Genomic DNA, 25,527 nt, shown 5'->3' on the forward strand with positions numbered 1-25,527 from the left:
AACCATCGAGGCAGCCGAATGCAAGAACTACTTCGAAAACGCCGGATACGCTTCCGTCAAAACGTGAAAGACTCTAGCAGGTGGCGGCCATCGGCAACGTGCGCTTGTTCACAGACAATCGCTTCAAGATTTGATATGGTGCGCGCCAGCGAAACCCGCTCAAACAGGAGTGACGGTCATGCGGTGGGGCAGCTCAGCCTTGGCATTGGCGACCGTGCTTTTTTCAACGCACGTTTATGCCGATCCGCTACAGAAATCGGAAGACATCGTGAAGTTCTTCGCTGGCCAGGGTAATCTTGGCGCGTCGCGCGGTATCTGCGTCGGCACCGAAGAAGAGTGCAAGAGCAAAGCCGACAAGAACGAGGCGCCCCAAAAGGGCAGCCTCGACATGATGATCAATTTCGCCCTCGATTCGGCCCAGCTCGACCAGACCGCCCGCACGGAGCTGGACGAGTTCGCCAAGGCGCTGAAGGACAATAGGCTGAGCACGTTCAGCTTCGTCGTTGAAGGCCACACCGACGCGACCGGTACGGATCGCTACAACCAGGACCTGTCGCAGCGAAGGGCGCAATCGGTGGCGGCCTTCCTGACGGCGAACGGCGTTCAATCGACCCGCCTCGAGCCGATCGGCTTAGGCAAGTCGCATCCGCGCGTCGCCAATCCCTACGATCCGGTCAACCGCCGGGTGGAAATGCGGATCAGGACGCAATAGGCGGCCGGTGAGCGCGCGCCGCCCAACGCGATGGCGGTGCCGAAGATCAGCGCCCTGGTCATTTGCGTGAAATCAGCGCAAACGCAGGGGACTCGTCATTCTATGGCGGAGCAAGGAGCGAAGCGACGCGGCGCAGACCATAGATCCATTCCGTGCCTTGGAAGCGCCGCCACGGTGCAGAATTTTGCTCCGTTGCGATCCGTGGCGAAGGTAAAGGCATGGATTTCAGGGTCTCCGCGACGGAGCTTCGCTCCTTGCTCCGCCATAGAATGACGATCGCGATGGGCGTTTCGGCCAATCTTCAGTGCAGGCCATCTGCCAACGCAAACAGAGGTCAAAATCCCTGTGCAGTGCCGTTAGCCGGGCTCCAGCGTATTCTGGATCGAACCTATCAGCGCGGTGATCGCCTGCTTGTATTTTTCGAATTCCGGAGACGTCTGCCGGATTTCGGTCGTGGTCGTCGCCGGCTGGCCCTGATCGGTCACCACGCGCGGCGCTTTCTGCCCCATTTTCCGCTCGGCCCAGTCCACGACATAACTGGCGGTCTTGCCGGTAAGGAACGGGTTGGCCTGAATGACGGCTGATCCCAGAACCGCGGTCAATTGCGACGAGCCCGGCGCCGCCAGCACCTGATGCGCCCCTTCCATGCCGAGGAAATGGCAAAGATAGAGGCGACCGGCGGTGATCTGGTGGCCGCGGGCGCGCAGATAGGCTTCTCCCTCGCGCGCCAGGTTGCGCACCATCTCGCGCGACAGCGTCGCGTCGTAGCGGAGTGCCAAAAGGTCGGCGGTCGAAAGCGAGCGGGCGAGATCGGGACGATAGGTGTTCATCATGCGGATCCAGGTCTTGGAGATGAACTGGCCGGCGCCGGTTGCCGACGAAAGCGGGTTCTTGGCACGGGCGCTGCCGCCGCTTTCGACGTGCACGATCCGGTCGGTCAGCGTCTCGACGGCGGAATCACCTGAGCCGCCGGAGCTGACGGAAACGGCGGTGGCGACCGAAGTGACCGTGCCCAGCGGGTCGATCGCCTCGCCATTCTGATAGAGCTCGAAATGCAGATGCGGGCCGGTCGAAAGCCCTGTTGTGCCGATATAGCCGATGACGTCGCCGGCCTTCACCTTGGTGCCGACCCCGCTGGCGATGGCGAATTTCTGCATATGCGCATAACGCGTCTCGCGGCCGTTGGCATGCGTGATCTTCACCAGATTGCCGTAGCCGCCGCCATCGCCCTGAAAGGAGATCGCGCCGTCGAAGGCGGCCACGATCGGCGTGCCGACCGGCGCCGCCCAGTCGACGCCCTTGTGGATTCGAACCGTGCCGAGGATCGGATGCTTGCGCGGGCCGAAGGTCGAGGTCATCACTCCGGCGACCGGTGTGACCATGCCGTTGGTGACGGTCAGCGATCGCACCTGATCGTCGCCCGTCACGCAGGCATACTGGCCGTCGCTTTGCTGGAAGACGAAACAGTCGAGGCTCTTTTGCGCGCCCTGGACGCCGACATAGAGCACCCGTCCGGAGATTTCGCCCTGGCCGCGCGGCGTCTGCGAATAGATCAGCACCAGGCGCTGGTCCTCGCTGGCAAAGGCGTCGAGGTCCTGCCCCCGCGACAGATACATGATCGCCTCGCCGATGACGCTGGTCGGCACCTTGTTGCGTGCTGCCGTCGAATAGATCGCGTCGAGCAGGCGGTACTGCCGCTTGGGCCCGCCCTGGTCGGAGGCGCCGGAATAGTTGAACAAATCCTCGCGGACCCAGGGGTCGACGCCCGACACGAAGGCGCCGGCCGCATTGCGCGTCAGCGTGCCGACATAGACATTCTTGGCGTAGATCGAGACCTGCATCAGCGACATCATCGTCGTCTCGCGGTTCGGCCGGAACCCGCGCATGGCCACCACAAAGCCGGGCTCCAGCCCGTCGCGGTTGAACAGCGTCTTCAGCGCCTCGCCCGCAAGCTTCGCGTCGTCGGCGGAGAAATGCGCGTCGAGTGCCACGCTGTCCAGGCTGCGGTCGTTGAGGATCTTCACGAAGGTATCCTCGGTCGCCTCGAAGCGCTGGTATTCGCTGGCGACGGTCGCCACGGTCGTGTTGTTCTCGACCGCGGTCTTCTTGAAAGCCGGGAGCGCGGCTTCCCCCTTGTCGATGGTCTCGCCCCAGCCGGCCTCGGGATCGTCGGCGTCGGCCTTGGGCGCCGGGCCGGCGTCGCTCTCGTCAGGCGCCGCCTGGAGGTCGTTCTCGAGGTCGCCCTGCGGATCGCCCTGTTGATCGTCTGGCGCCGCGGCCGGAGCGGGCGGTGCCGGTTGCGCGTCGTCGGGCGTCGCCGCCGAAGGCTTGGAAGCGGCCTGCCGCTGCGCCTGGAAGAAGGCGAAATCCTCTTGCGTCGACGGGATCGTCGTCATGAACTTTTCGCTGGCGCTCAGCATCACGTCGGAGAGGATTTCGATCTGCGGCGAGGCGCCCGAACTGTCGAGTTCGGCAGGGCGCGCGACGGTCTTGCCTTTCGTCGCGGTGTCGGCATCGGGCGCCAGCGTGATCCACATCGGATCGCCGGCGAGATCGATGATCGCCGGTACATAGACCGAAGCGTCGGGCGGCACGTCTTCCATACCCTCGACGGGATGCAGCTCCTCGTCCTCGTCGCCGAACGACCAATAGTCCTTGGTCAGGTAGAAGCCGGTGGCCAAAGCGACGACGGCGAGCGTTGCGGCCCCTGCAAGGATTCCGCGCCAGAGCTTGCGCCGGCGCTCGGCCAAGCGCGCCAGCTTTTTCTGTTTGAAGCTCGTGTCGATCGAGTGCGTCACGGGCTGCTTCCGGTCAGGAAGTAGGTCCAGCGCACCTGCTCCTGCGTATCGACCTCGACGAAGCGCGCCGCGATATGGCCGCGCTGCCAGCACTCCTCGATGCCGCGGATCGAGAAGCGCCGCCGGTCGATGCACATCTCGGTCGATCCGTTGAGGATCGCGTGGCCGAAGACGTCGGTCGCGTAGAGATAGATATAGCGGTTGGTGAGCTCCTCGCGGATGACGTTGACGCACTGGTTGGCGCCGATGGTCCACCAGCCGTCCGTCTGGTCGGCATTGTCGACTTTCTGTCCGACCGCGAGATTAACGACGTCGAGCGTCTGGTTGCAGACGGTGAATTCGGCATGCGCCTTGCCGGGCGAAAAGATCAAGAACAGCGCCGCGCCGAGCAGCGCCGCAAGCGTGATGCGGCTCGGCAATCGGAGCCGGCTACGCTGCTTGCGTGGCGAGGGCTGGTGCAAATAACGCAGGCGGCGAAGGTCCATCGGCGTTCATGCTATCCGCCAAGCCGGAAATAGGTGGCCGTGGCGGAGAACTGCGATCCATCGGCCTCGATCTCCTCGAGGATCCTCGGCAAAAGCTCCGAGGCCGGCGTCGGCCTGGAGAACAAGGCGGCCTGGATGTCCTTGGGGCCGGTGATCACCAGCATGATCTGCGGCACCGCCTTGCCGGCTGCTTTGTCCGCGGCAGCGAGACCGATCGGGATGTTGAAGGTCACCTTGTCGGTCTGCGGCACCATGCGGTCGTCGAGATTGAAGGCGATGCCCTTGTGGTCGATCAGCATGATGTTCGAGACAAGCCCGCCGCCCGTATACAGCGCGCCGCTGACCGGCGATCCGTCGGGGACCGATGTCCGGTCGAGGACAAGCTGTGGCTTTGCAGCCGAGCTTCGGTCGAGGAAGCGAAGGAAGGTGGGCACGCCGCACTGCGGCGGGGTGATCAGGCGCACGCTGATGTCCGGCTCGACATGGAACCTCGTCTGGAAATCGTTGAGCAATTGTTCGAAGGGCTGCACCGCCGTTGCGTATCCCTCGATCGTCGGGGAAGCGCCGGGTCCCGAGGTGACGTTCGCGTAGAAGCAACTGCCGCCGCTGAAATCACGCACCCAGGAGCGCTGGTCGTTCCACTTGATCATGTCGTCTTCCGCTGAAGGAAGCGCCGGCTTGGGCACATTGATGGCAACGTCGGTGTTGTCAGGCTGCTTGGCCGCCGGCGGCTGCGCTTGCTGCGCCGGCTGTGCCGGCGCGGTCGGCGTTTGCGGCGGGTTGGCCGTCGGGGTCTGCGCCTCCAGCTTGGCCGGCGGACTGACAGGTTGCGCCGGTGCCGGGCTTTCCGAAACGGGAGGTGGGGAAGCGTTCAGCTTCTGCAGCTTGGAAAGCATGTCAACGAGGTCTTTTACGCTGTGCTTGGCTGCCGGTGGGCTTGCCTCCTGCACCGGTTTGTTTTCAGCCGTCTGGCTCGGTTCCGGCATCTTGACCGCCGGCGCGGTTGCAGGCTGCGCCGGCTTCTGGCTTTCCGCGGGTTTCGATGCGGGGACCGGTGCAGGCATCGGCGATTGCTCGGCTGGCGGTTGCGCGGGTTTGGTCTCGATCTGGGGGAGATGCGGTTGGCTGTTGGCCTCGCTCTCCGGCTGAGTGGCAGGCCGGGCCGGCCTCTCGACGGGCGTCTTTGCCTCCGCATCGGGTTGGACAGGCGGCTTCGCCGTCTCGATGGTGGCGGCGCCGTCAGGCTTCGGCGCCTGCGGCTGAGCCGCGGCCGGTGCCTGCGTCTGAGGTTTCGGCGCCTCCGGTGGCTGCGCCTCGGCCACCGGCTTGGCGGCTTCGGCGACCGGCTTCGGCGTCAGTGGCTTGGGTGTTACCGTTGCCGGCGGGGGCGCCAGGACACCGCTGAAATAAACGCCGCCCCCAACCAGCACAGCGAGAGCCGCGACCCCGCCGACGATGGCGGGCATGCGCGAAGTCTTTTTGGGTGCGGCCGGTGCGGGCGCTCTGGCCGGGGCGGCTGCCGGCGCTGGCCGTGGCTCCGACAGATATGCGGGACGCACATGCTCAACGAAGCGGGGCTCGCCGGGAGACGCCGGCGGCTGCGGTGTGGAATCGGGCAGCGCCGTCCAACCGGCGCGCGGCAGGCCGGAGCGTTCGCGTGCCCCAAACGACACCGGCGGCGGCAATGTCGCCTCGAGATCCTCGCCGCGCGAGGCCCTGGCAATCTCGGCCATGCTGGCCGGCCGGTCGCGCGGATCCGGCTGCAGCATGGCTTCGATCAGCTCGCGGAAATCGGGATCGATATCCGACAGGTCCGGCACCGCCCGGCGCTTTTCGATGACCTCATATTGTGACCCGCTCATGTCGAGCGGCTTTCCGCGCAGCGCCGCGGCCAGCACCAGGCCGAGGCTGTAGATGTCGGATTGCTCGCTCACCTCGCCGCCATAGAGGCCGAGCTGTTCGGGCGAAACGTAATTGTATTTGCCGGCGAACTTTCCGCCGATCAGCGTTTCTCCGCCGACGGTGGCCGAACGGGCGATGCCGAAATCGATGATCTTGGCGCGCTCCACCCGACAGCCGGGCAGGATGATGTTGTCCGGCGAGAGGTCGCGGTGGACAGCGCCTGCCTGGTGCACCGCGGCGAGCCCCGAGGCGAGGCGATGGCAAAGCCGGCGCACATCGTCCCCCGGCATCGGCCCGCGCCGCATGATGTCGAACAGCGACTGGCCGTCCACGAACTCCATTGCAAGATAGGGACGGCCGATCCCCGGATCGATGGTGAAGACGTGGTAGCGCACCACCGCGTCATGCGACAGATGGTTGAGGATCGACGCTTCCTTGCGGAACAGCGACAGGATCGTCTGGTCGCGGGCGAATTCGGGCAGCACGATCTTGATCGCCACATGGTCGCCGGTCTGGATGTTGTGGCCGCGATAGACTTCGCCCATGCCGCCGGAGGCGATCCTCTCGTCGAGTTCGTAGATGCCGCTGAGCTGCGTGCCGACACCCGTGTAGGTGACGTTCGTCGACAACCGTGTCTTGTCGTCGTCGCTCATCCGGCCAGCCCCTCCGCTGCGGACCGATCCGAATGGTGCGTGCCGCTCTGCCCGTCGCCGATCCTCACGAGCACGATGGTCACATTGTCGGTTCCGCCGCGCGCCAGCACGGTTTTCAAGAGGTTCTCGCATGCCGTCCGCGGCGTGGCGGATCTGACCGCGGCCTCGATCTCGGCGTCGCTGACATGCGCGGTCAATCCGTCGGTGCCCAGAACGAAGACATCGCCCGCCATCAGCTCGCCCTGCTGGAAATCGATCTCGAGCTCGTCGCTGACGCCGATCGCATGCGTGATCACGTTGCGGCGCGGCCAGACGCGCGCTTCCTCGGCGCTGATCATGCCGCGGTCGAGCAATTCCTGCACCTCGGTGTGATCCTTGGAAACCTGGAAGATCGAGCCGTTGCGGACGAGATAGATGCGGCTGTCGCCGGCCCACAGGCAGGCGAAGCGCCCATCCATGGCAAGCAGGGCCGCGAAAGTGGAGCCGATGGTGATGCCGCGCGAGCGCGATATGTTGCGGATCTCGGCATTGGCGCGGCTGAGCCTGTCCTCGAAGCGGGCACGAAGATCCGGCGCCGAGCTCGCAATTCCGATCGTCGCGAGATGGTCGACGATGCTGGCCGAGGCGACTTCGCCGGCCTCATGCCCGCCCATCCCGTCGGCCACCACCCACAGCCCGGTCTGCGGCTCGATGAGGTAATTGTCTTCGTTGTGGTCGCGCACGCAGCCCTTGTGGCTCACGCCGAAGCTGTCGATGGGGAGGGCGACAGTGCTCAATTTGCCACCAAGCGCTCAGCAGGCGTCCTCTGTGACCAGCCATGGGCCGCGTGCCCAGGCCACTCTGCCACAAGCGTATGTATTAGAGTACCGAAATGAAGGCTGGGACCGACCATCTCAGAACGCCTTCGGACAGCTGAAGCCGGACAAGGCCGGCAGCAGCAACGGATTGGCGCCCGAGCCGGCCTGGATGGTGTAGGCGACATCGCGTCCGCCGATCACGAAGCGCGCTTCGGTGTTGGCGCCGTCGCCGGTGACGGTTGCTTTGTCGAAAAGCCGCTTCAATGCCCATGGTCCTTCAAATTTGAGCGCGGACTCCCGACCGGGCATTTCCGGCACGAGGCTGAGGCTCGCCGATCCGGAAGCGGCGCCGCTTGGCCATGTCACGATGCTCGGCGCGTTGCCGGCCTGGGCGCTCTGGACCGTCTGCCCGTCGACGTCGAGCAAAGCACTGTCGACTTCGCTGTTCAATGAGGTGGGCGTTATGGTGATCGACACCGAGGGCACCGAGCCACCGGAAGGGAAAAAGGCGCTGCGGATTTCCGCCGCCGACTGGAACGCCTTCAAGGTCGACTTGGCCAGGTCGCGGCTGGAACGGGCGTCCTGCTTCCAAGTCCACTCCTGGCCGGTCATGTCGATCAGCGGCGCGAGGTTCTGCGCGAAGAACCGGTCCATCAGGCCGCCAGGCGCGAACAGCTTGGTGAAATCCGCCATCGAGATCTCGTCGGTGCCGTCGCGTGTGAAGGGATAGCGGCCGTTGACTGCCTCCTCGCAGACGCGCGTCACCGTCTGGTCGAGGCTCTGGTTGAGGTTGGCGACGGAGGCCTCGGCGACATTGCCTTCGAGCTCGTCCGCCGCCGCGTTGACCATGCGCGCCAGCGGCTTGGGCAGGCGCGAGACATTGGCCCTTAGCGTCGAGATCTGCAGTTGCAGGTTGGCGTTGACGCGTTCGGTCTGCGTGGGGACATCGGCCGCCAGCTTCAAGCTCTGGAAGATGTCGTGGAAGTTCTGCGTCAGCGCATCGAGCGGCCGGCGCCCGGCGGCCCCGCCGACCAGCGCCTGGAACGAACGGAACTGCGCCTCGACGCTCGCGCCGGCATTCTGCACGACGGCCGAGCTAGCGCCGGCGCGGCTCTGCGACTTGCCGCCGGCGATCTGCAGGCCGATGCGGGCCAGCCCCTTGGCCATGCTGGCGGGGTCCTGCTGCGCCGTGCCGATATCGCCGTCGGCGCCGCTATCCTTCGTCAATGCGGTTTCATCGGCGATTGCGGTGAAGAGCTGGTCGAGCGGCGAGTCCGGCGCGGCGAGGGCGGAGAGCGCCAGATATTGCGGCTTGTCCTTCAGCATCGCCTTGAGCTTCAGCTGGTCGAGCACGCCGTTCCAGGCTGCGGCGAATTCCTTGCCGTAGCGGTCGATGAGCTCGGGACCGAGCCTGGGCAGGTCCTGGTCGATGCCGCCCTGTTCGCCGCCGCCGCCGAGCACCCATTGGTCGTCGACGAGCATCTGCGCGATGCGCGAGAGCTGCGGCAGGAAGAAGCGATTGAACCCGGCGCGCGTGTAAAGACCGGGGACCTGAAGATCGGCGAGCTCGCTGCCATCCGTGCGCTCGAACAGCAGCTGCGCTTCCGGACCGGCTTTCGCGGCGATGGAGAAATCCCGCAGCTTTGCTGCGTAGACCGCCGACTTGATCTGCGCAGAGGCGCGGTCGGCGAGGCTCATGCGTCCGAGCGAGCGCTGCGCGGCCTCGACCAGCGGCTGGTTGAGCGCAAAGGTTGGATCGTAGGCGTCGTCAAGCGCAAGCATCGCGCGCAGATGCTTTTCGAGCTGTGCGCGGCCCTCGCGGTTGTTCTCGCCGGGGTAGCGGTTCTCCTCCCAGTCCTGCTTCATCCAGGAGACGATCAGCTCGTCGTCGACCTTCGGCGCCTTGCCGCCCAGCATCAGGTAGATCTTGAGCGGCTCGTAGAGCGCGATCGGATCGGCCATCCTGGCCTGGATCGTCCGCTCGGCCTGCACCAGCAGCCGCGAGCGGAAGGTCCGCTCCAGCGCCTGCCGGTAGGCCGTCTTCGAGGCCGACAGCAGCCGCTCGCGCTGGCTGAGCCCGAACGTCTCCTCGATCGGCTTTCCCTGGTCGCTATTTTCGAACCCGGCCGGCAGGTTGCGCAGCTGGTCGAGCGGACCGATGACGTTTTCGAGGTCGACGTCCGTCACCGTGGTGCTCTTGAGCAGGCTATCGGCGCTGTCGCGATAATGCGCCATGGCTTGGCGTGTGGAAGCGATCAGCGCCTTGTTGGCGAAGAAGCTGAGGCCAAGCATGCCGAGCGCCGCGAACGCTGCCAGCGCGATTGCGGCCAGGCCGCCGAACCTGGCGAGCTTCGCGCGCCGCTCGGCCGCCCGGTCGAAGGACACCCAGCCCGATTCCGGGAAGATCACATTGGCCAGCAGGTCGTGCAGGAAGAAGCTCTTGCCGGCGCCGGAAAGATGCGCCTGCGAGGCACTGCCGAAACTGCGGCCGATCGCGCCCAACACCTGGTCGAAGGGCGTTCCTTCCTGCGTCCCGGACGAGAAATAGAGCCCGCGCAGGCTGACATTGACCTGCGACCTCGATGTGTCGAACAGGCTGCCGACAAACTGCGTTATCCGGTTCTTCAGCGCCCCGAACTGGGCCGGGAAGCCGAACAGCGCGATCCGCGCCACCGGGTCGGGCTCTTCGTGCAAGCGATCGGCGACTTCTTCGGCGAGCCGCTTCGCCAGCTCGTCGAAGGCTGCGGGCGCCTCGCCGGCCATGTTTTTGGTGCGGTCGGCGGTCTGGAACGTCGCCCCCCATACCTTGCGCCTGCGCGCCTCGTCGAAATCGCCGAAATAATCCATGAAGCCGCAGATGAGATCGGCCTTGGTGAAGAGCAGATAGACCGGGAACTGGACCTTCAGCGTCTCGTGCAGCTCGCGCAGGCGGCTCCTGATCTCGGCGACATGCGCGTCGAGTTGCCGGTCGTCGAAGCCGATCAGGTCGGCAAGGCTGATGGCGAGGATCACGCCGTTGATCGGTTGCCTGGCGCGGTGCTTCTTGAGCAGTCCCAGGAAGGCGAGCCAGCTTGCCTTGTCGCGCTCGCGGTCCGATTCCTGCGTCGTATAGCGGCCGGCCGTGTCGATCAGCACCGCCTCGTCGGTGAACCACCAGTCGCAGGATCGCGTGCCGCCGACGCCAGCCAGCGGCTGCGCGCTGCCGGAGCCGGCAAGCGGGAACTTCAGCCCGGAATTGACCAGCGCCGTTGTCTTGCCGGCGCCTGGCGGACCGATGATGATGTACCAGGGAATGTCATACAGGAAATTGCGCTTGCCGCTCGTCCGCTTCAGCGTCGCGATCGCTTCGCTCATGCGCGCTTCGAGCACCTGTGAATCGTCGTTGCGTTCGTCGCTGCGCAAGATCGCCGTTTCGAGCGCCTTTTGCGCCTTGCGCCGCTGCCAGAAGCGGATCCCGTAGAACAGTGCGAGTGCCACGATGGTGACGCCGATGATGGTGGCCCTGAGCCACACAGGCCCGAACGGGCGCGTATTGGCGAAGCGGATCAGCGGCCCGGCATACCAGACCGCCGCCGAGAAACCGGCAAGCGCGGCCAAGCTGAAGATCCGCAGCATCCAGCGCATCAGTCGCCGTTCTCCGCTGCTGCGCTTGTCTGCAACGTCTCCTGTTTCGGGATCATAACGTCGACGCGGCGGTTCCTGGCGCGACCGTCCGCCGTGCCGTTGTCGGCGATCGGTTCATCCTCGCCCCTGCCGTCGGCGGTCAGCCGCGACGGGTCCTTCAACTGCTTGGCCATCATCGCCTGGACGGCCTTCGCCCGGGCGACGGAAAGATCGAAGTTCGATTTGAATGTGCTCGATTTCTTCGGCTTCACATTGTCGGTGTGGCCGATGATATTGATGGGCCCCGGTTCAGCATCGAGCGCCGTGGCGATGTCGGCGGCGACAGGCTGGAACTGCGGCTTCAGCTCCGCCTGGCCGGGCGCAAACAAAAGCTGGTTGTTGATCTCGACGACGATGAACTCGCCCTTCTCGCCGACGCTCAGTCCGCCGCCGGCGATCTCCTTGGCAAGTGCGGCGCGGATGCGGTCGATCTGGGTGGTGCCCGGAACCGCGGGCGGCGGCGGGCTGGCTTGCACGGGCTCAGTGGGCGCCGCCACGCTGGCGCGCTCGATGGTGACGGGCGTCGACGGGTTGAGCGCCAGCAATTCGCCAGCGGTCGCGTCGCCTTCGTCGGTGATCAGCATCCGCAGCCCGAAGAAGGCCGCTGTCACCAGCGTCGCCGCGGCGGCCGCTGCCGCCCAGAGCGGCAGCCGCGCCCTTGGCTTTGGCAGCGCCGCCGCCATGCCTTGCCAGCGTGGCGAGATGTCATCATTGGCGCGGGGCTTGAAGTAGCGCAGCGTGTCGTAGACGTCGCGCCGGACGCGTTCGAGCATGTTTCGTTCGCCTGTCAGCCCCCGATACTGGCCTTCGAAGCCGAGCGACAGGCAGGCATGCATCAGTTCGAGCAGGTCGTAATGCGCTTCCGGCCTCGCGAGAATCTTGTTCAACGCTCCATAGAAGCCCGTGCCCGTCGGTTGGGTGTGGAAGAACCGCGCCGCCATGCTGTGCTGAAGCCAGCTGTCCTTGTCCGGCCAAGGTAGATTGCCGACGAGGTCGTCGGCGGTTTCGCAAAGGGCGAACTTGGCGATGCGTGCGTCTTCCTCGGCTACGCCGACTTTGGCGATCGCGCGGTCGAAGGTCTCGATCGCGTCAGCGATACGCTCCGCCAAGGGTGCGGCTTGCCGTTCGACCGGCATCAGCCGCAATTGGCCGAAGAGCATCAGCAGCGGCGCCGCCGCGGCAAGGATCGGATTTGTCGCGGCATATCGCACGCCCTCGGCGGCGGCGAGCACGGCGTCCTGCGGCAGCCCCGGCGTCGCATTGTCCACCGCTCCCGGGGCAGGCCCCTGAAACAGCACGGTTCCGGACGACCAACCGGTTGGCATCTGTCGGCCGCCGCCGGGGTCGAACACTGTCGCCTCGCGGGCAGGCGATGGAGCAGGACGTGCGCCTTCCGGACCGGATCTCTCGGGAGCCGCAAGCGGCTTCTGCTTCGGCCGCGGCGCGCGGATGACGGTTCTATCCGCCGGCCTGGAAGGATCGTCCTTGGAACTCATCGGCGACGACCCGCCCTCGAATTGCAACGAGCAGGTTTTGGCCCGGGGGAACGCGTTCCAGCCTGAGCCTCGGCGGCGCACCGCATGGACAGGCTCATCTCGCCGAAACATGACATTGCTGCACACGCCCCAAGCCACGCCGCTTTGCCCGCCGGGCAAGCATCCCTGGGCATTCTAGTCGCCCGGATACCCAATTGAAACGGCCCGCCGATTGAAATCGGAGAGCAAGATGCTCGAAGAGGCGGCTTCTTCTATGAGACCCGTCACATACGGCCGGCGCGGTCCGTGCCCGTGCGGCTATTTCTGCTTGTCGGCCTTGGCGTAGGCTTCGGCGAAATAGGCGAGGAAGACATCCAGCATGCCGTTCTCGTGCTTGTCTTCCATCGTCCGCCAGGTCGCGACAAGCGCATCCCAGGCCTGGCTCTTTCTGGACGAGAAGGACGCCGGCGGGATCTTTTTGGCGATCGCTTCCGGCGACAGGTCGTCAAGCAGCCTGGACAGCGCGGCCTGCATGGCGGCGTAGGTCGCGATCTCATGGGTCTTCAGGTCGCGGAACGCATCCTCGACGCTGCGCCTGGCATCGAGATAGCCGGCTCTGCGCTTGGCGAACATGATCTCCAATATGTCGTCGGTGCCCGGCACGAATTTCAGCGGGTTGTTGTCCTCCGCGCCGATCATCGTGCGGTGCGCGCTCTTGGCGAGCACCTTTGCCGCCGCGCGCGCCTTGAGGAGCAGGGATAGCTGCTCGACCGTGGTCCTCAGCACGGAGCCGATCTCGGCCGCGATATCGTGCGGGTCGCGCGATTGCAGCAAGTCAGGCGCGATGCCCGCCGCCCTGGCGATCTCCCGCAGCATCGCGTCCGCTTCGGCCGGCCGATTGGCCTGCGCGGCCGGACCGGGCTGCGGGGCCGAGGATCTGGAGATGGGCGCCGTCCCGGTCGGGCGCGGTTCCGCCGGACTGAAGAACGGCTCATGGCTGGGAACCGACGGGCCGTTGGGCGAGGGCGGCAGCTCGCGCTGCGTCGATCCCGTCCTGGTCTGCGGATGTCCGGTCGCGGCCCGTTCGTCTTCGATTGAAACGCCGACGACGTAGCGGCCGATCAGCAGCCGGTCGCCCTGGGCCAGCCGATGCGGTCCGCTCATGCGCTGGCTGGACCCATTGATGAAAGTGCCGTTGCGCGAGACATCGTAGAGCCAGAACGAACCCGCCTGGTAGCGGACCTCGCAGTGCCGGCCCGAAATGAACTTGTCCGGATCGGACAACGTCCAGTCGCAATTCTCGCGGCCGATCTCGAAACTGCGGTCGCGGGCGGCATAGCTGGCGGCGGTGCCGGCCGGCAGCCTGTCGACATTGCTGATCTGGAGCGAGATGAACATCCGGAAGCGTCGCCCAACTTGGTCAACAAAATGCTTATTTTCCGCGCAGTTCCAGGCGGAAACGCCAACGCAGCTTTCCTGGAAATGCTCTGGCATTCTAGCAGCTTGCGAGCGCGGCGGGAGAGCTGCGTTTCACACCGGCGCACGGGGCGGTTTAGCCACGGCTGTTATTTGGCCGCCGCCAAACATGTGCTAGGCTGAAAGTGGTCCGGTGCGGTGGGCGTGAAAAGTTCCCGAACGTGATGCGGTTAACATAGCGGGGGCTTCAATCCATCATACTGGCGGCCGCGTCCAGGAGGGGCACGACCATGCCGAACGAACGCGCCACGGTTGTGCAGACGCCGGCGGGCGCCGACCTGACCTTCACCCATCTCATCGGCCGCGATGAGATCAGCCGCTGTTTTGCCTACACGGTCGGCTTCGTCTCGAAGAACCGCGACATCGACCCGTTGAAGATGTTGGGCGGCGTCGTTTCGGTCGAGGGCGAATCCGATCCGAAGCGCTGGTTCAGCGGCCTCGTGTCGGATTTCAAACTGACCCGCATCGAGGACCGGCTGGCCTTCTACGAGGCGACCGTCAGGCCATGGCCCTGGTTTCTCGGCAACACCACCGACTGCCGCATCTTCCAGAACATGACCGCGGTGGAGATCGTCGAGAAGGTATTCTCGAAATACGGCATCGCCAAATTCGAGAAGCGGCTGCAGGGGTCCTATCCCCAGCGCGAATATTGCGTTCAGTACGACGAGAGCGATCTCGATTTCGTGCAGCGGCTGCTCGAGCACGAAGGCATCTTCTATTTCTTCGAGCATGACGAGGGCAAGCACACGCTCATCCTCTGTGACGCGATGAGCAAGCTAAAGCCGGCGCCCGGTTATGAGAAGGTGCTTTACAACTTCGAGGGCCAGGCCTCACGGCGCGATGTCGAATACATCACCGAATGGATCCCTGGCAGCGCGGTGCGCCCGGGCGCCTATGCCCATACGGATTATGATTTTGAGAAGCCCGGCGCCGATCTGATGGCGAAATCCGCCCAGCCTTTCGCCCACAAGGAGGCTTCGGGCGAGAACTATCGCCAGCCCGGCGCGCATCTCGATGTCGGGCGCGGCGACAAGATCGCCGGGATCCGCCGCGAGGAGCTTCAGGCCGTGCACCAGCACAGCACGGCGGTTGGCACCGTGCGCGGCCTTTTTTCCGGCTGCAAGTTCACGCTGGAGAGCTTTCCGCGCGACGACCAGAACCAGGACTATCTGGTGGTCAGCGCCGAATATCGCCTGTTCGACCCGGGCTACCGGACGCAGAACGAGGCCCACAGCGAGAATTTCAAGGTGGTGCTCGGCGTTGCGCCCACCAAACTGCCCTACCGGCCGGCGCGCATCACGCCGCGGCCGATCATGCGCGGTCCGCAGACCGCGACCGTCGTCGGCCCTTCGGGCGAGGAGATCTTCACCGACAAATATGCGCGGGTGAAAGTGCAGTTCCACTGGGACCGGCTCGGCAAGAAGGACCAAAACTCCTCCTGTTTCGTGCGCGTCTCGCAGACCTGGGCCGGCAGCAACTGGGGCTTCATCCAGATCCCTCGCATCGGCCAGGAGGTCATCGTCGATTTCATCGAAGGCGATCCGGACCTGCCGATCATCACCGGCCGCGTCTACAACGCGTCGCAGATGCCGCCCTATGGATTGCCGGGCAACGCCACGCAGTCGGGCTGGAAGTCGAATTCCTCGAAAGGCGGCGGCGGTTACAACGAGCTGATGTTCGAGGACAAGGCGGGCTCCGAGCTGGTCAATTTCCAGGCCCAGAAGGACCACCACCTGCTGATCAAGCACGACCGCAACAAGACGGTCCAACACGACCAGTCCGACCGCATCGACCACGACGCCAAACATTCCGTCGGCCACAACCTCGACGAGGACGTCGGCAACAACAAGACGGTCAAGATCGGCGTCGACCAGACGACGAATATCGGGTCGAACGACACCGAGACGGTGGGCAAGAACAGGTCGCTGACGGTGATGGCAAACGAGACGATTCACGTCGTTTCGAATTCGACGGAGAACATCGACGCGAACCACTCGCAGACGGTGGGGCTAGTGCAGACGGTCACGGTGGGCGCGGCGCGTGTGGATACGGTGGGGGCGGCTGAAGCGCGAACTGTCGGCGCTTCGCAGACGAACACGATTGGGGCGACACGGTCGGTCACTGTGGGGTCGGCGCAGAGCCACCAAATTGGTGCCGACGACAGCTGGAACATCGCGTCAAATCAGGACGTGACGATCGGCGGCGGCCAAACCGTCAACATCGCCGGCGATCAGAAGTCGAAGATCGGCAAGGGAAGGCGTGCCGAAATCGCCGCCGACGACGGAACCAAGGTGGGGGGCGCCTACGAGTTGCGGATCGCCAAAGGGAGCATGGTTCAAATCGGCGAGGACGGAAAGATAAATGTCGGCAAGACATTCCTTATCGAGGCCGGCGATTCGATTGCCCTCAAATGCGGCTCCGCAGCGATTACGATGAAGAAAGACGGCACCATAACCATCGAAGGCAACGACATCTCCATCAAGGGCTCCGGCAAGATCAATGTTAAGGCCTCGAGCGACATCACGATGAAGGGGTCAGAGATAAAGCAGAACTGAGGGCTGGCCATGGCGGTGACAAAAGAACGGATTGATGGCGTTGTGATCGGCATTTTCCTGGGCTTCGGTGAGGATTCCCCCCTTGTGGTTTTCCCGGGCAATCCAAAGGAAACTGCCGTGTCGGCGCGAAGCCTCGCGGAATTGACCTCGGACATGATCGGCGCCGAGGTGGCACTGCTCTTCCAGGAGGGCGATCCAGGCCGGCCGCTGATTGTCGGGCGGATTGTTGACCCCGCGCGTAAATCTGATGCGCCGCACGTGGTTCGGGACGGAGAACGTGTGAGGATCAACGCAAATGAGCGCATTGAACTTCGCTGCGGAAAGGCCACGATCATCATGGAAAAAGACGGACGCATCACGATCCGCGGCACCTACGTAACGAGCCATGCCAGCGCAACCAACCGTGTTCGTGGGGCATCGGTGAATCTCAACTGATGCCCAAGGTTGTCCTGCGCGAGATCGTGCGTCAGCACGCGGAAATGGCGGCGTTTCTTTGGACCGTCTATGACCATCATTTGCTGCATCCCGACGAGAATCCCGATATGGACGAGGAGCGGCTCGAGCGCCTTGTCGAAAGGCTGGATGCTCATCTCGATGGCCTCCGGACCGCCGGCGATGCCGGACGGGAAATTGCTGAGGCCCTCTATGCCGAGTATCCCGAAGCGGGAGAGATGTTCGTCTTGCGCATGCTGATCGACGGCGCGCCGAAACGCGTTGCCGACCTCGACCTTGCCAAGGTGCGAGCGTACCTGTCGCAGAACGGCCATCAGTCTGGTGAGACGTCCGTAGTGTGAACCTCGTCTGCGGAGGTAAAGAAATACTGCCCCCGCTGGGCAGTTTCAGATAAGTCGAAGGCCGTCATCGTAGACAAGAGTCAGCGTCTTCCATCTGCGGCCATCGAACCGCCACGCCGTGTCGATGCCGGCGACGTACAGGAACTCGCCATCCGTGCGGAGGTCTGAGGCAATGCCGGTGTCCTCGAATGGCAGAAGCGCGTTGGCCTTTTCGATGTTCAGCCCGGCCTCGTCGCCCCAATAGGCATTGCCATTGAAGGTTCGCACGGAGAGATAAGTCATGTCGGCGGTAGCGGTTATCTCGGTTATTTCGTCATTTGCAATTCGAAGACAGACGCCGTCATCGCCGGCGACCCTGATCTTGCCGTCAGGCGCGACGTCGATACCGCGCAACTGATCGTGCCGGTGTGTTTCCAAGGACTGCCAGCCTGCACCCATCAGGCGGTGGAGAGTGCCCATCTCACCGCATGCATAGATGCCGTGCTTGCGGTGTCCATGAATATCCAAGTACTCGTTGGATCCGAGCGGCGTAATCGCCTGCCATCGCGGCCCAACGAGCCGGAAGGCCACGCCGTCCGTGCCAACCGTGATCGGCCCTCCGGCATCCTCTGCCCAGACCTGCCTGAGGCTTTTGTCGCTGACTTTGTCACGTGTCCAAGTCGTACCAGCGTATCGCCAGATCCAGGTGGTCGCCTCAAGTGCGAACAACTCGCCAGAAGGCGCGGCTGAGAGCGCCATCAGCCATTCAGACGTTACCAGGGCACCACGGGATTTCTTGGGGTCGAAATTCTCGACGACGAAAATCACCGAGACAGTGGTGACGTAGTCGGCATCGCTGAGCAGGAACAGGATGGCCACTTTGTTGCCGCTCAACGGCGCAACCTGCAGGCATTCGATGTCGGTGTCCGGATCGGTTGCGAATCCCTCGAGGTCTTCTTTGTCCATCTTCATTCGCTTCGTCCTTTCCGGCTAGCAGGAAACTTTCGAGGGGGCCACATCCGCGGCTGTCACAACGACGGATTCCCCACCCGCCGCCTTCCTGAGGCGCTTTTTGGCGACTTGAACAAGACGAGCCTGATCCTTCGCCTTAGGGCAAGTCCCGTGGCAGGCTTTCTTGTCCTTCACCTGTTTCTCGGACTTGTTCATGCTCTTCTTCAAGTATTCCATGTTCGCAGTCTTGAGGCATTCTGTGGCAGCGGCGTGCACGGCAGGCGGAATCTTGGGGTCGTCAAGGTTTTTCACCGTGCTGTTCACGCATTCGTCAGTAAAATCGCCCAGCTTGCCGGCAGAATTGTTGCTCAGCCAGTTGCGGGCATCCGCAGACTTTTTATTGTGCGGGGTTTTGCGCTTCTTGCCGACCACCTTTTTGCCGGGCGCGCCCGCAGCCTTGGCTTTTGCCGCTTCGCCCGCCATCCATTTCGCCTTCATGCAAATGCATGGCGCTTCTTTGTCGTCGTAGTCCTTGCAGCAGTCCAGAGTCAGGTCGCGCACACCTTCGGCCGTGAAGAACTGGACCTCAACGGTATGCTCCTTTTCATAGCCTTCCGGGCATTCCAGCTCCTTGTACGGCTTTATCTCGAGATCCGAGCATTTGAAGGTTGCCGGCGTGGCCGTAGCGACCTTCGGCATTGGAGGTCCGCCCGCGGTAGGGGAGGCGTGATCGTTCGATGAAATGTCGGTGAAACGGCTGATCGGCTCGCCATCCATCTTGACGTCGCCGGACCAGGCATGGGCGTATTCCTTGCCCGTATTGACCGAGGTGATGATGTTTTTCTTTGGCGCGCAGCCCGCCTCGTTGCCGCTACATCTGGTGTAGTAAGATTTGTTTTTCTGCGTGACAGTCTTTCCGCCGATCTTGACTGTGCCTGTTCCGTTGTCCGTGTCGCTGTCCATTCCAAACGTTGGATAGGGTACCGGGACGCCGGGCGGTGTTGCCGGAGTTTGTGGCGGGGTGAAGCAGACGTAAGGAAAGGCCGCGATGACCTGGTTAGCCTGCGCTTTGCAGGCAATCTCAAGACTATTGGCGTAGACGGTCATGCCCTTCTCCCGTAAGCGAACACCGCGGCGCCGCACGCACCTGCGTCGGAAGACGCCTCGATGAGGACCGGATTGCCGGCGGCATATCCTTTGCCGGCTGCGGTCCACGCCATGCCTACCATAAGCGGAACGGCTGCGGCACCGATGTTGCCCAGAGACTCCGCGGGCGACCATAGGTCCTGGAACTCATGGCGCCCCCGCAGCAGGCGGATCGAGGCCAGCGCGGTCTGCTTGAACCAGTATTGCTCGCCGATCAGGTCGGCGATGCGATAGCCGAGCCGGTTCATATCAATCCCGGTTTCGTGGAACGCCGCATCGTAGGCAGCCGTCATGCCATCGGCGCGCAACGGCAGATCTTGGTCGTTGTAAATAGAAGCCTCCTCGCGCGAAAGACCGAGGCCGAACAGCCGGAAACCGTTACCCTGCGGTCTCGAGCAGAGAATGGCCGCAGCGGCTTCGCCTGGAATGAAGCCGTTGGAATTATCCGCCGTAAGCAAGCGGCGCTTGCTGAGGTAGTGGGAAATTGTTGATCCGGTCAGATAGCTGTCGACGCCTGCAATCATGACATAGGGAGCTTCGCCAGATGCAAGCAGTCTGCGCGCTTGATCGAACGCTACGTGCCCGGAAGGACGTCCATAAGCCACGATGCGAGAACGCAGATGAGATTCGATCTCGACGATTTCGCTGATCCGGCGGAGCAAGGCGAGATTGTCCCGGACCGGGCGGCCGGGGCGATCCTCCTCCGGTAGGCAGAGGATGAGCGCCGTCTGCCCTCGAGCTTGCGGATGATTTCCGAACGCTTCCGATATCGCCCCTGCTGCTAGGTGGGCCATTCGTTTTTCGCCGATCCAGTTGCGTGGCAGCGGCACCGGCGCACCCGTAAGCCAGCCCGCGGGTGAGCCCACGAAACGGGTTTCCTGGAAGCCATCGAGCCGAGCGCGCATCGCTGCGCAGGCTGAGGGCGCGTCAAGGCCAACGGCCGTCACCATACCAACCGAAACGATCTCGACCGGGGAGGTCATGCTTCCTCCTCCTCCGGCGCCGTGCCGTTGGCGCGGATATAGGTGCGGCCTGTCGCGCGCGCCTTCAGCATTGCCGGCGTGGGCGGACCGACCCAGCACTCGGAGAAATCGAGGATGGTCCGCTGGATTCGCTGTGAGACGCGCCAGACCAGCGAGAAGCGACGCCTTTCGGGGTCGAGGAGGACGGTGTCGGGAAAAATATCACCTTCGTAGGCCTTTTGGTTCCCCTTGAACAAGGTGATGGGCAATGCAGTCGACGGCAGCCGAAAGCTAACACGCCCATCGGGCGTGAGGTTCACAAGCGCAATCTCCTCGCCGCCATGCGGGTGATCGATCTGCTGGTCCTCAGGCGCCATCTGGAAATAGCGTTCGTCGAAGTCCGGCGGCAGGAACGGAAAAATGTTCTTCGTCCAGTTGTCGTCATAGGTGCCGCCATATTCGATGCGGCCAGGCCAGCCGCGGCCCATCGGCCCAAAGCTCATCGGCTTGTAGTCGCCGAAGGGCGAGCGGATTTCCTCGTTGACAGCTTGCGTGTTCGGTAGCCGCAGGCCTGGGATGAGACGCTGGTTCTTCGTTCGCGACCAGCCGGTGCCGACCGGGTTGTATTTGTAGCTGGCGGGCAGTTCGTCCTCCGGATCCAGGCGATCGATGCCGCCCCAGGCGACATCGTAAGAGATCGGCAGTTTCAAAAAGGGCTGCGGCGCCGTCGCGTTGAACACCGGTCCGATGGCGCGCCACTCGCGGTGGCCGACGACCTCGAGGAGCTTCGACCAGTTGCCGACTTTGATGCCGACCGGCACGCGCTCGGCTGGGCGCCCTCCCGGCGCATAGGCGCAGCCATTGGCGATGACATCGCAGCGCGGCTTACGGAAGGCGAAATCCGTCTCCCACAGCGTCGCCGAATAGCCCGGCACGCCGGTGTGCGTGTCGGCCATCACCAGCGGCACCTGCTCGGCCGATTTCTGCACCAGTCCGCCAGGCTTCTCAGGAAAGTCGAACGTACCCTTCACCACGACGACGAGCCATTCATGGCCGGCCTTGTCCATGCCCATAGTGAACTGGTGCGGATAGCCCATCTGGTTCCAGATCTGCATCAGCTGGTCTCCCAACTAGCCGCGAAAATCTGCTCCAGCACCGGCTGCGGCGCCTGCGGATCGACGTCGAAAATATCCGTATGCGCCGTCCATGCCACGAGGCCGTCGATGACATCGCCCTCACCCTCGACGGGCGGAATGGGCAGGTCCGCAAGCGCCGCGTCGAGTTCGTCGGGCGTCAGCTCGCCCCGTTGCGCGGCGAGGGCGGCATTCTCGATGCCGTCAAACCACCTATCCGCATAAGCCAGCTTCAGCGGCGCCTCCGAAATCCGGGCGACGACGCTGAGCGGGAACCGCCGGCCGACCCGGTCGGCGCTTTGCAGCACGACGCCGGCCGCAGCACCGAACGAAGCAGGGCCGCTAAGGAACCGCAGCGCCGTGTCCGCCGGCCAGGTCTCTACCCCGAACAGCGGCACGATGTGCTGCGCCAGCCAGCGGTCCCACACGCGCACGAAATCGCCTGGCAGCCGGCGCGTGACGAAATCGCCGGCGGCAGGCATCTTGCCATAGAAGCCGGGCAGGATCAGATCTGCGGCGGACATGTGAACTTCTTGAACATTTCGAGCGTGTAAGGGTTCTCGACGCTGGCCGCCTTGAGCTCGAAATCGGCCCACATCCCCTTGGTGCCGAGCCGCAGGCTGTAGACGTCGGTGAGCTTGGTCGCGTTGAAGCGGCCGCCGCGCAGCATTCTCAGCCACGCCCAGCTGCCGGTCTCGTTGAGCATCACCTCGGGCGAGCCGTCGACCGGCTGGAAGGCCAGCGAGATCACGCCGGTGCCGTCCTTGCCCGGCCATGTCATCGGCTGCGGCCTCGTCGCGTTGTTGTAGTAGACGAGGTTCTGGCCATCGAGGTTGAGCGTCACCCGCGCCACGTTGGGCGACAGGTCCTTGGGCTCCAGCGTGAAATTCATCACCGGTCCGGTGCCGCCGGGGAACAGATCGTCGCGAATGTGGCGCGCCTGCTCGAACGCGGCGAGCGCCGCCGGGTCGAGACCGAAATCGGCGCGCCATTTCCATGGCTCGCTGGCGGTGTCGACATAGTTGATCAGATGGTCGTTGGTGAAGGCGTCGATCAGCCCGGTCGGCCCGAACAGGCGCTGGAAGTCGCGCACATTGACGTCGACCGCGCTGTCGGGGCTGAACGGATAGCGGTTGTTGAGCGCGGCTTGACAGAAGGGCAGGATATCGGCGCGCCAAATGGCGTTGAGCTCGTTGGTGACGGCCTTCTGCGACAGGCCGCTTGTGTCGCCGGCAATGCCGCCCAGCCAGTCGTTGATCGGCGAGGGAAGGATCTGCGCTTGTCTGGCGACGGCGCCCGTCAGTTCGGCCAGCCCGCCCTGCTTCTTGATGGCGTCCTGCGGATCCGGGTTGGCGGTCACCGTCTGCAGCACGTTGGACAACGCCGTCAGCGCCACGACGGCGGCGTCGAGCGCCGGCGGCTGGCCGTCGACCTGGGCGATCGTGCCCTTGAGCGGCTTGAAATGCTCGGCCACCAGGCTGCCGGTCATGTCGACCTGGTCGGCCGAGCCCGCGCGGGGCAACAATTTCGCGCCCGTCTTCACCACCTTGCCCAATTTGCCGAGCTTGCTCAAAAGCTTCGAGCCGGTCTTGGCAGCGCCGCTCTTGTCGTCGGCCGCCGCCTCGTCGGAACGGGTCAGGTCGGTCTCCTGCACCACCGCGGTGAGCAGGCGCTTCAGCGCCGAGTCGGCGCTGGACAGATCCTTGAGGTTCTCGCTGGCGACGTTGAGGTCGGTCAGCGGCGCCAGCCGCATGTCACGCAGGAAACTATCCCACTGCGCGATATAGTCGTCGTAATAGAGCTTCAGAATGTCTTCCGACAGCGCCGAGACCGACGTCTCCGAATTCTCCGAACAGCCGCCGGCAAACACCGCGCGGTCGAGCGCCGCCTGTCCGGCGACATCCTCGACCCGGTCGAGGATCGCGTCGTGGAAGCCGGCATAGGTGTAGGGGCCCGGCACACCCACCCGCAGCGTCTTGTCGGAGCGGCGCGCGAACACCTTGGCGCCGTTCGGTCCGGCGAAATTGGCCGGCACCCATTCCTTGACCGCCGCCACTTCCGGGTCGGCAAGCAACTGCTTGTAGGCGCGCTCCGGCAGCGAGATCGTGCACACCGTCTTCAGCGCCTCGGCGACCAGTTCCTTGTCCGGCGCGATGTAGCTGTCGTCGACGGCCATGCGGCGGATCGCGGCAAGCTGGTGCTCTTCGGCGTCCGCTGTCGGGAAGGGCGCGGCCGGCGCGAATTGCGGCAGGCTGTTCACCCACCAGTTCTGCACGAAATCGGTGTCCATCTGCGATAGGCCGGTCATCATCCGGTAGGTCTTCAGCGCGCCGAGCATGAAATCCGGATCGCGGATCTGCCGCCACATCGTGGCTTCCAGCAACGCGACCATATGCGGCTCCAGAACGTTGCGCAGCGCATGGTCGTAGGTATCGGCCTGCGCGCGAATAAGCTCGGCCGAGGCGGTCGGGCCGAGCAGATTGTGGACGGCATCCGGCGGTGCCGTGCGGGCCGTGGCCACCGCGTCCATCGCCGCCAGCGCGCCGTCGATGGTCGGCTGCTCGACCGCAGCCGGCATCGCGGCGACGTCCGTGAGCGGCGCCTGCAGCGCCTCGAATTGACCGGCCTGTTCGGCGATCGCATTGCGGTTGTCGAGATAGGACCAGGTGAACAGTCCGCCGGCGAGCAGGGCGGCGAGCGCGCAGGCGGCGGCGGCTCCGCGCCAGATCCAGGCGCGGCGGCGCTGCGCCAGCGGATCGAATGTGCCAAGGCCGGCTTCCTTGAAGATCACTTCGGTGAGCAGATTCCTGAGGAAGAAGCTGCGCTTCTCGACGCGCGCTGCCGGCATGGCACGGCGCGGCGGCAGCCCGAAGGATGACGACAGCGCCGCGGTCAGCCGGTCGATCGGCGCGCCTTCCTGCGTCGCCGAGGTCAGATAGAGGCCGCGCAGCCAGGCGGCTTCCTCATAGCGGCTCTCGCCGAACATCGCCTCGACCAGCACCTGGATCGGCTCGGACAGGCTGGCAAGCTGCGCCGGGAAACGGAAGATCTCGGCGCGCTGGCCGAGCTTGTCTTCATCCTCCAGCCGCGGCACCAGCCGCCGCTCCAATTCGCTGGCAAGCCTGGCGAGTTCGGTCTGGATCATGCCGGCACTGACGCGGGCGTCGAGCGGGAAAGTGGTTCCCCACACCTGCTCGCGCGCCGTGGTCGACAAGCCGCCGAAGAACGCTTCGAACCCTTTGATCAGATCGGCCTTGGTCAGCATCAGGTAGACAGGAAGGCGGATCTCCAGCCGGTCGTTCAGCTCCGCCAGCCGGCGGCGGATCTTTCTGCCATGCGCCTTGATCGCGTCGTCGCCCTCCGACAGCGCATCGATCGACAACGCCACGATCACCCCGTTGAGCGCGCGCCGGCCTCGGTGCTTCTTTAGAAGGTCGAGGAAGCCCAGCCACTCCGCCGCGTCGACATCCGGCTGGCTTTCCTGCTGGACGTAGCGGCCCGCCGTGTCGATCAGCACCGCGTTCTCGGAGAAGAACCAGTCGCAATTGCGTGTGCCGCCGACGCCCTGCAGGTCGTCCGTGAGGTCGATCGGAAAATTGAGGCCCGACTGGCGCAATGCCGTGGTCTTGCCGGTGGCCGGCGGACCGACGATCACATACCAGGGCATCTCGCGCAGGAATTTTCTGCCGCCGAGCTTGCGGCGCTTCAGCTCCGCCATCACCTCGCCGAACTTGGCGCCGACGGCGGCCACGCTTTCCTCGCCGGGCGTAAGCTGCTTTTCGGCGACCGGCGCCGCGATCTCGGCGACGAACATGCGGTTGGCGCGGATCGCGCGGCGCTGCGCGATGATCAGCCAGATCAGCCACAGGATGATCAGCCCGGCGATGATGGCGATGCGCACATTGTCGGATTCGAACGGCGCGTAGGGGCCGACCTGCACGATCGGGCCGAACACCCAGATCAGGAGCGAAAGCAGCGCAATGCCGATCAGCGTCCAGAGAAAACGCGAGGTGATGACGGCCCAGAGGAAGCGCAGGATGAACATC

17 protein-coding genes are annotated in these 25,527 nt (G+C 64.3%); 4 read left to right on the plus strand and 13 right to left on the minus strand.

All coding sequences use genetic code 11. The features are described 5' to 3' along the window. Window positions 1-178 precede the first annotated feature (178 nt). Entirely contained in the window at window positions 179-712 is a 534-nt protein-coding gene (locus LB523_RS22140; protein WP_224523530.1) for an OmpA family protein, read from the plus strand. A 356-nt stretch (window positions 713-1,068) separates the two neighbouring features. On the opposite strand, the gene LB523_RS22145 is transcribed toward LB523_RS22140, so the two are convergent. From LB523_RS22145 to tagH, 7 genes are all read right to left on the minus strand, one after another. Beyond that, window positions 1,069-3,510, minus strand: coding sequence for a M23 family metallopeptidase (locus LB523_RS22145; protein WP_224606968.1), 2,442 nt, complete (start codon window positions 3,508-3,510; stop codon window positions 1,069-1,071). Then, window positions 3,507-3,995, minus strand: coding sequence for a DUF1036 domain-containing protein (locus tag LB523_RS22150; RefSeq protein ID WP_224606969.1), 489 nt, complete (start codon window positions 3,993-3,995; stop codon window positions 3,507-3,509). The genes LB523_RS22145 and LB523_RS22150 overlap by 4 nt, the downstream gene beginning before the upstream one ends. Before the next feature lie 11 nt (window positions 3,996-4,006). Then, complete coding sequence (locus tag LB523_RS22155) at window positions 4,007-6,550, minus strand: serine/threonine-protein kinase (RefSeq protein ID WP_224606971.1); 2,544 nt, start codon at window positions 6,548-6,550, stop codon at window positions 4,007-4,009. Beyond that, window positions 6,547-7,326 (minus strand): PP2C family protein-serine/threonine phosphatase, encoded by a 780-nt coding sequence (locus LB523_RS22160; protein ID WP_224606973.1) that lies wholly within the window; start codon window positions 7,324-7,326, stop codon window positions 6,547-6,549. The genes LB523_RS22155 and LB523_RS22160 overlap by 4 nt, the downstream gene beginning before the upstream one ends. Window positions 7,327-7,443: 117 nt before the next feature. Next, entirely contained in the window at window positions 7,444-10,971 is a 3,528-nt protein-coding gene (gene tssM / locus LB523_RS22165; RefSeq protein WP_224606975.1) for a type VI secretion system membrane subunit TssM, read from the minus strand. Continuing rightward, entirely contained in the window at window positions 10,971-12,506 is a 1,536-nt protein-coding gene (gene tssL, locus LB523_RS22170) for a type VI secretion system protein TssL, long form (protein ID WP_224606978.1), read from the minus strand. Before tssL ends, tssM (LB523_RS22165) begins: the two co-directional genes overlap by 1 nt. Window positions 12,507-12,803: 297 nt before the next feature. Continuing rightward, on the minus strand, window positions 12,804-13,883 hold the full coding sequence (tagH, locus tag LB523_RS22175; RefSeq protein ID WP_224606981.1) for a type VI secretion system-associated FHA domain protein TagH: 1,080 nt from the start codon (window positions 13,881-13,883) through the stop codon (window positions 12,804-12,806). Between the two features lie 308 nt (window positions 13,884-14,191). On the opposite strand from tagH, the gene tssI reads away from it, so the two are divergent. Genes tssI through LB523_RS22190 form a run of 3 tightly spaced genes read left to right on the plus strand, consistent with a single transcriptional unit; the run spans window position 14,192 to window position 17,310 of the window. Beyond that, a complete protein-coding gene (tssI, locus tag LB523_RS22180) occupies window positions 14,192-16,516 on the plus strand; it encodes a type VI secretion system tip protein TssI/VgrG (protein WP_224606984.1) in 2,325 nt (774 codons plus the stop codon). 9 nt (window positions 16,517-16,525) lie between these two features. Next, window positions 16,526-16,951 (plus strand): DUF6484 domain-containing protein, encoded by a 426-nt coding sequence (locus LB523_RS22185; protein ID WP_224606987.1) that lies wholly within the window; start codon window positions 16,526-16,528, stop codon window positions 16,949-16,951. After that, window positions 16,951-17,310, plus strand: coding sequence for a hypothetical protein (locus LB523_RS22190; RefSeq protein WP_140844104.1), 360 nt, complete (start codon window positions 16,951-16,953; stop codon window positions 17,308-17,310). Before LB523_RS22185 ends, LB523_RS22190 begins: the two co-directional genes overlap by 1 nt. Before the next feature lie 45 nt (window positions 17,311-17,355). Here the strand turns inward: LB523_RS22190 and LB523_RS22195 are convergent, their stop codons facing one another. From LB523_RS22195 to tssM (LB523_RS22220), 6 genes are read right to left on the minus strand one after another with little or no spacing between them, the layout of a single operon-like run. Beyond that, window positions 17,356-18,261 carry a hypothetical protein gene (locus tag LB523_RS22195; protein WP_140844106.1) on the minus strand — a complete coding sequence of 302 codons (906 nt, stop codon included), beginning with the start codon at window positions 18,259-18,261 and terminating at the stop codon, window positions 17,356-17,358. 18 nt (window positions 18,262-18,279) lie between these two features. Continuing rightward, window positions 18,280-19,347, minus strand: coding sequence for a PAAR-like domain-containing protein (locus tag LB523_RS22200; protein WP_140844108.1), 1,068 nt, complete (start codon window positions 19,345-19,347; stop codon window positions 18,280-18,282). After that, a complete protein-coding gene (locus LB523_RS22205; RefSeq protein ID WP_224606990.1) occupies window positions 19,344-20,369 on the minus strand; it encodes a beta-ketoacyl synthase N-terminal-like domain-containing protein in 1,026 nt (341 codons plus the stop codon). Before LB523_RS22205 ends, LB523_RS22200 begins: the two co-directional genes overlap by 4 nt. Then, complete coding sequence (locus LB523_RS22210; RefSeq protein WP_224603272.1) at window positions 20,366-21,463, minus strand: DUF2169 domain-containing protein; 1,098 nt, start codon at window positions 21,461-21,463, stop codon at window positions 20,366-20,368. The genes LB523_RS22205 and LB523_RS22210 overlap by 4 nt, the downstream gene beginning before the upstream one ends. Next, window positions 21,463-22,005: a type VI secretion system-associated protein TagF gene (gene tagF / locus LB523_RS22215; protein ID WP_224606994.1), complete on the minus strand. Its 543-nt coding sequence runs from the start codon at window positions 22,003-22,005 to the stop codon at window positions 21,463-21,465. The genes LB523_RS22210 and tagF overlap by 1 nt, the downstream gene beginning before the upstream one ends. Continuing rightward, the gene (tssM, locus tag LB523_RS22220; protein ID WP_224606997.1) at window positions 21,987-25,526 is read right to left on the minus strand and encodes a type VI secretion system membrane subunit TssM; all 3,540 of its coding nucleotides are present in this window, start codon (window positions 25,524-25,526) and stop codon (window positions 21,987-21,989) included. The genes tagF and tssM (LB523_RS22220) overlap by 19 nt, the downstream gene beginning before the upstream one ends. Between the last annotated feature and the right edge of the window lies 1 nt (window position 25,527).

The sequence above is a fragment of the Mesorhizobium sp. ESP-6-4 genome (assembly GCF_020164735.1).
Lineage (GTDB): Bacteria > Pseudomonadota > Alphaproteobacteria > Rhizobiales > Rhizobiaceae > Mesorhizobium.

What these genes read in the sequence shown, in the direction of transcription:
- LB523_RS22140 (WP_224523530.1), top strand. Translation starts at nt 179, where the DNA reads ATGCGGTGGGGCAGCTCAGCCTTGGCATTGGCGACCGTGCTTTTTTCA.
- LB523_RS22150 (WP_224606969.1), bottom strand. Translation starts at nt 3,995, where the DNA reads ATGGACCTTCGCCGCCTGCGTTATTTGCACCAGCCCTCGCCACGCAAG.
- LB523_RS22155 (WP_224606971.1), bottom strand. Translation starts at nt 6,550, where the DNA reads ATGAGCGACGACGACAAGACACGGTTGTCGACGAACGTCACCTACACG.
- tssM (WP_224606975.1), bottom strand. Translation starts at nt 10,971, where the DNA reads ATGCGCTGGATGCTGCGGATCTTCAGCTTGGCCGCGCTTGCCGGTTTC.
- tssL (WP_224606978.1), bottom strand. Translation starts at nt 12,506, where the DNA reads ATGAGTTCCAAGGACGATCCTTCCAGGCCGGCGGATAGAACCGTCATC.
- tagH (WP_224606981.1), bottom strand. Translation starts at nt 13,883, where the DNA reads ATGTTCATCTCGCTCCAGATCAGCAATGTCGACAGGCTGCCGGCCGGC.
- tssI (WP_224606984.1), top strand. Translation starts at nt 14,192, where the DNA reads ATGCCGAACGAACGCGCCACGGTTGTGCAGACGCCGGCGGGCGCCGAC.
- LB523_RS22185 (WP_224606987.1), top strand. Translation starts at nt 16,526, where the DNA reads ATGGCGGTGACAAAAGAACGGATTGATGGCGTTGTGATCGGCATTTTC.
- LB523_RS22190 (WP_140844104.1), top strand. Translation starts at nt 16,951, where the DNA reads ATGCCCAAGGTTGTCCTGCGCGAGATCGTGCGTCAGCACGCGGAAATG.
- LB523_RS22195 (WP_140844106.1), bottom strand. Translation starts at nt 18,261, where the DNA reads ATGAAGATGGACAAAGAAGACCTCGAGGGATTCGCAACCGATCCGGAC.
- LB523_RS22200 (WP_140844108.1), bottom strand. Translation starts at nt 19,347, where the DNA reads ATGACCGTCTACGCCAATAGTCTTGAGATTGCCTGCAAAGCGCAGGCT.
- LB523_RS22205 (WP_224606990.1), bottom strand. Translation starts at nt 20,369, where the DNA reads ATGACCTCCCCGGTCGAGATCGTTTCGGTTGGTATGGTGACGGCCGTT.
- LB523_RS22210 (WP_224603272.1), bottom strand. Translation starts at nt 21,463, where the DNA reads ATGCAGATCTGGAACCAGATGGGCTATCCGCACCAGTTCACTATGGGC.
- tagF (WP_224606994.1), bottom strand. Translation starts at nt 22,005, where the DNA reads ATGTCCGCCGCAGATCTGATCCTGCCCGGCTTCTATGGCAAGATGCCT.
- tssM (WP_224606997.1), bottom strand. Translation starts at nt 25,526, where the DNA reads ATGTTCATCCTGCGCTTCCTCTGGGCCGTCATCACCTCGCGTTTTCTC.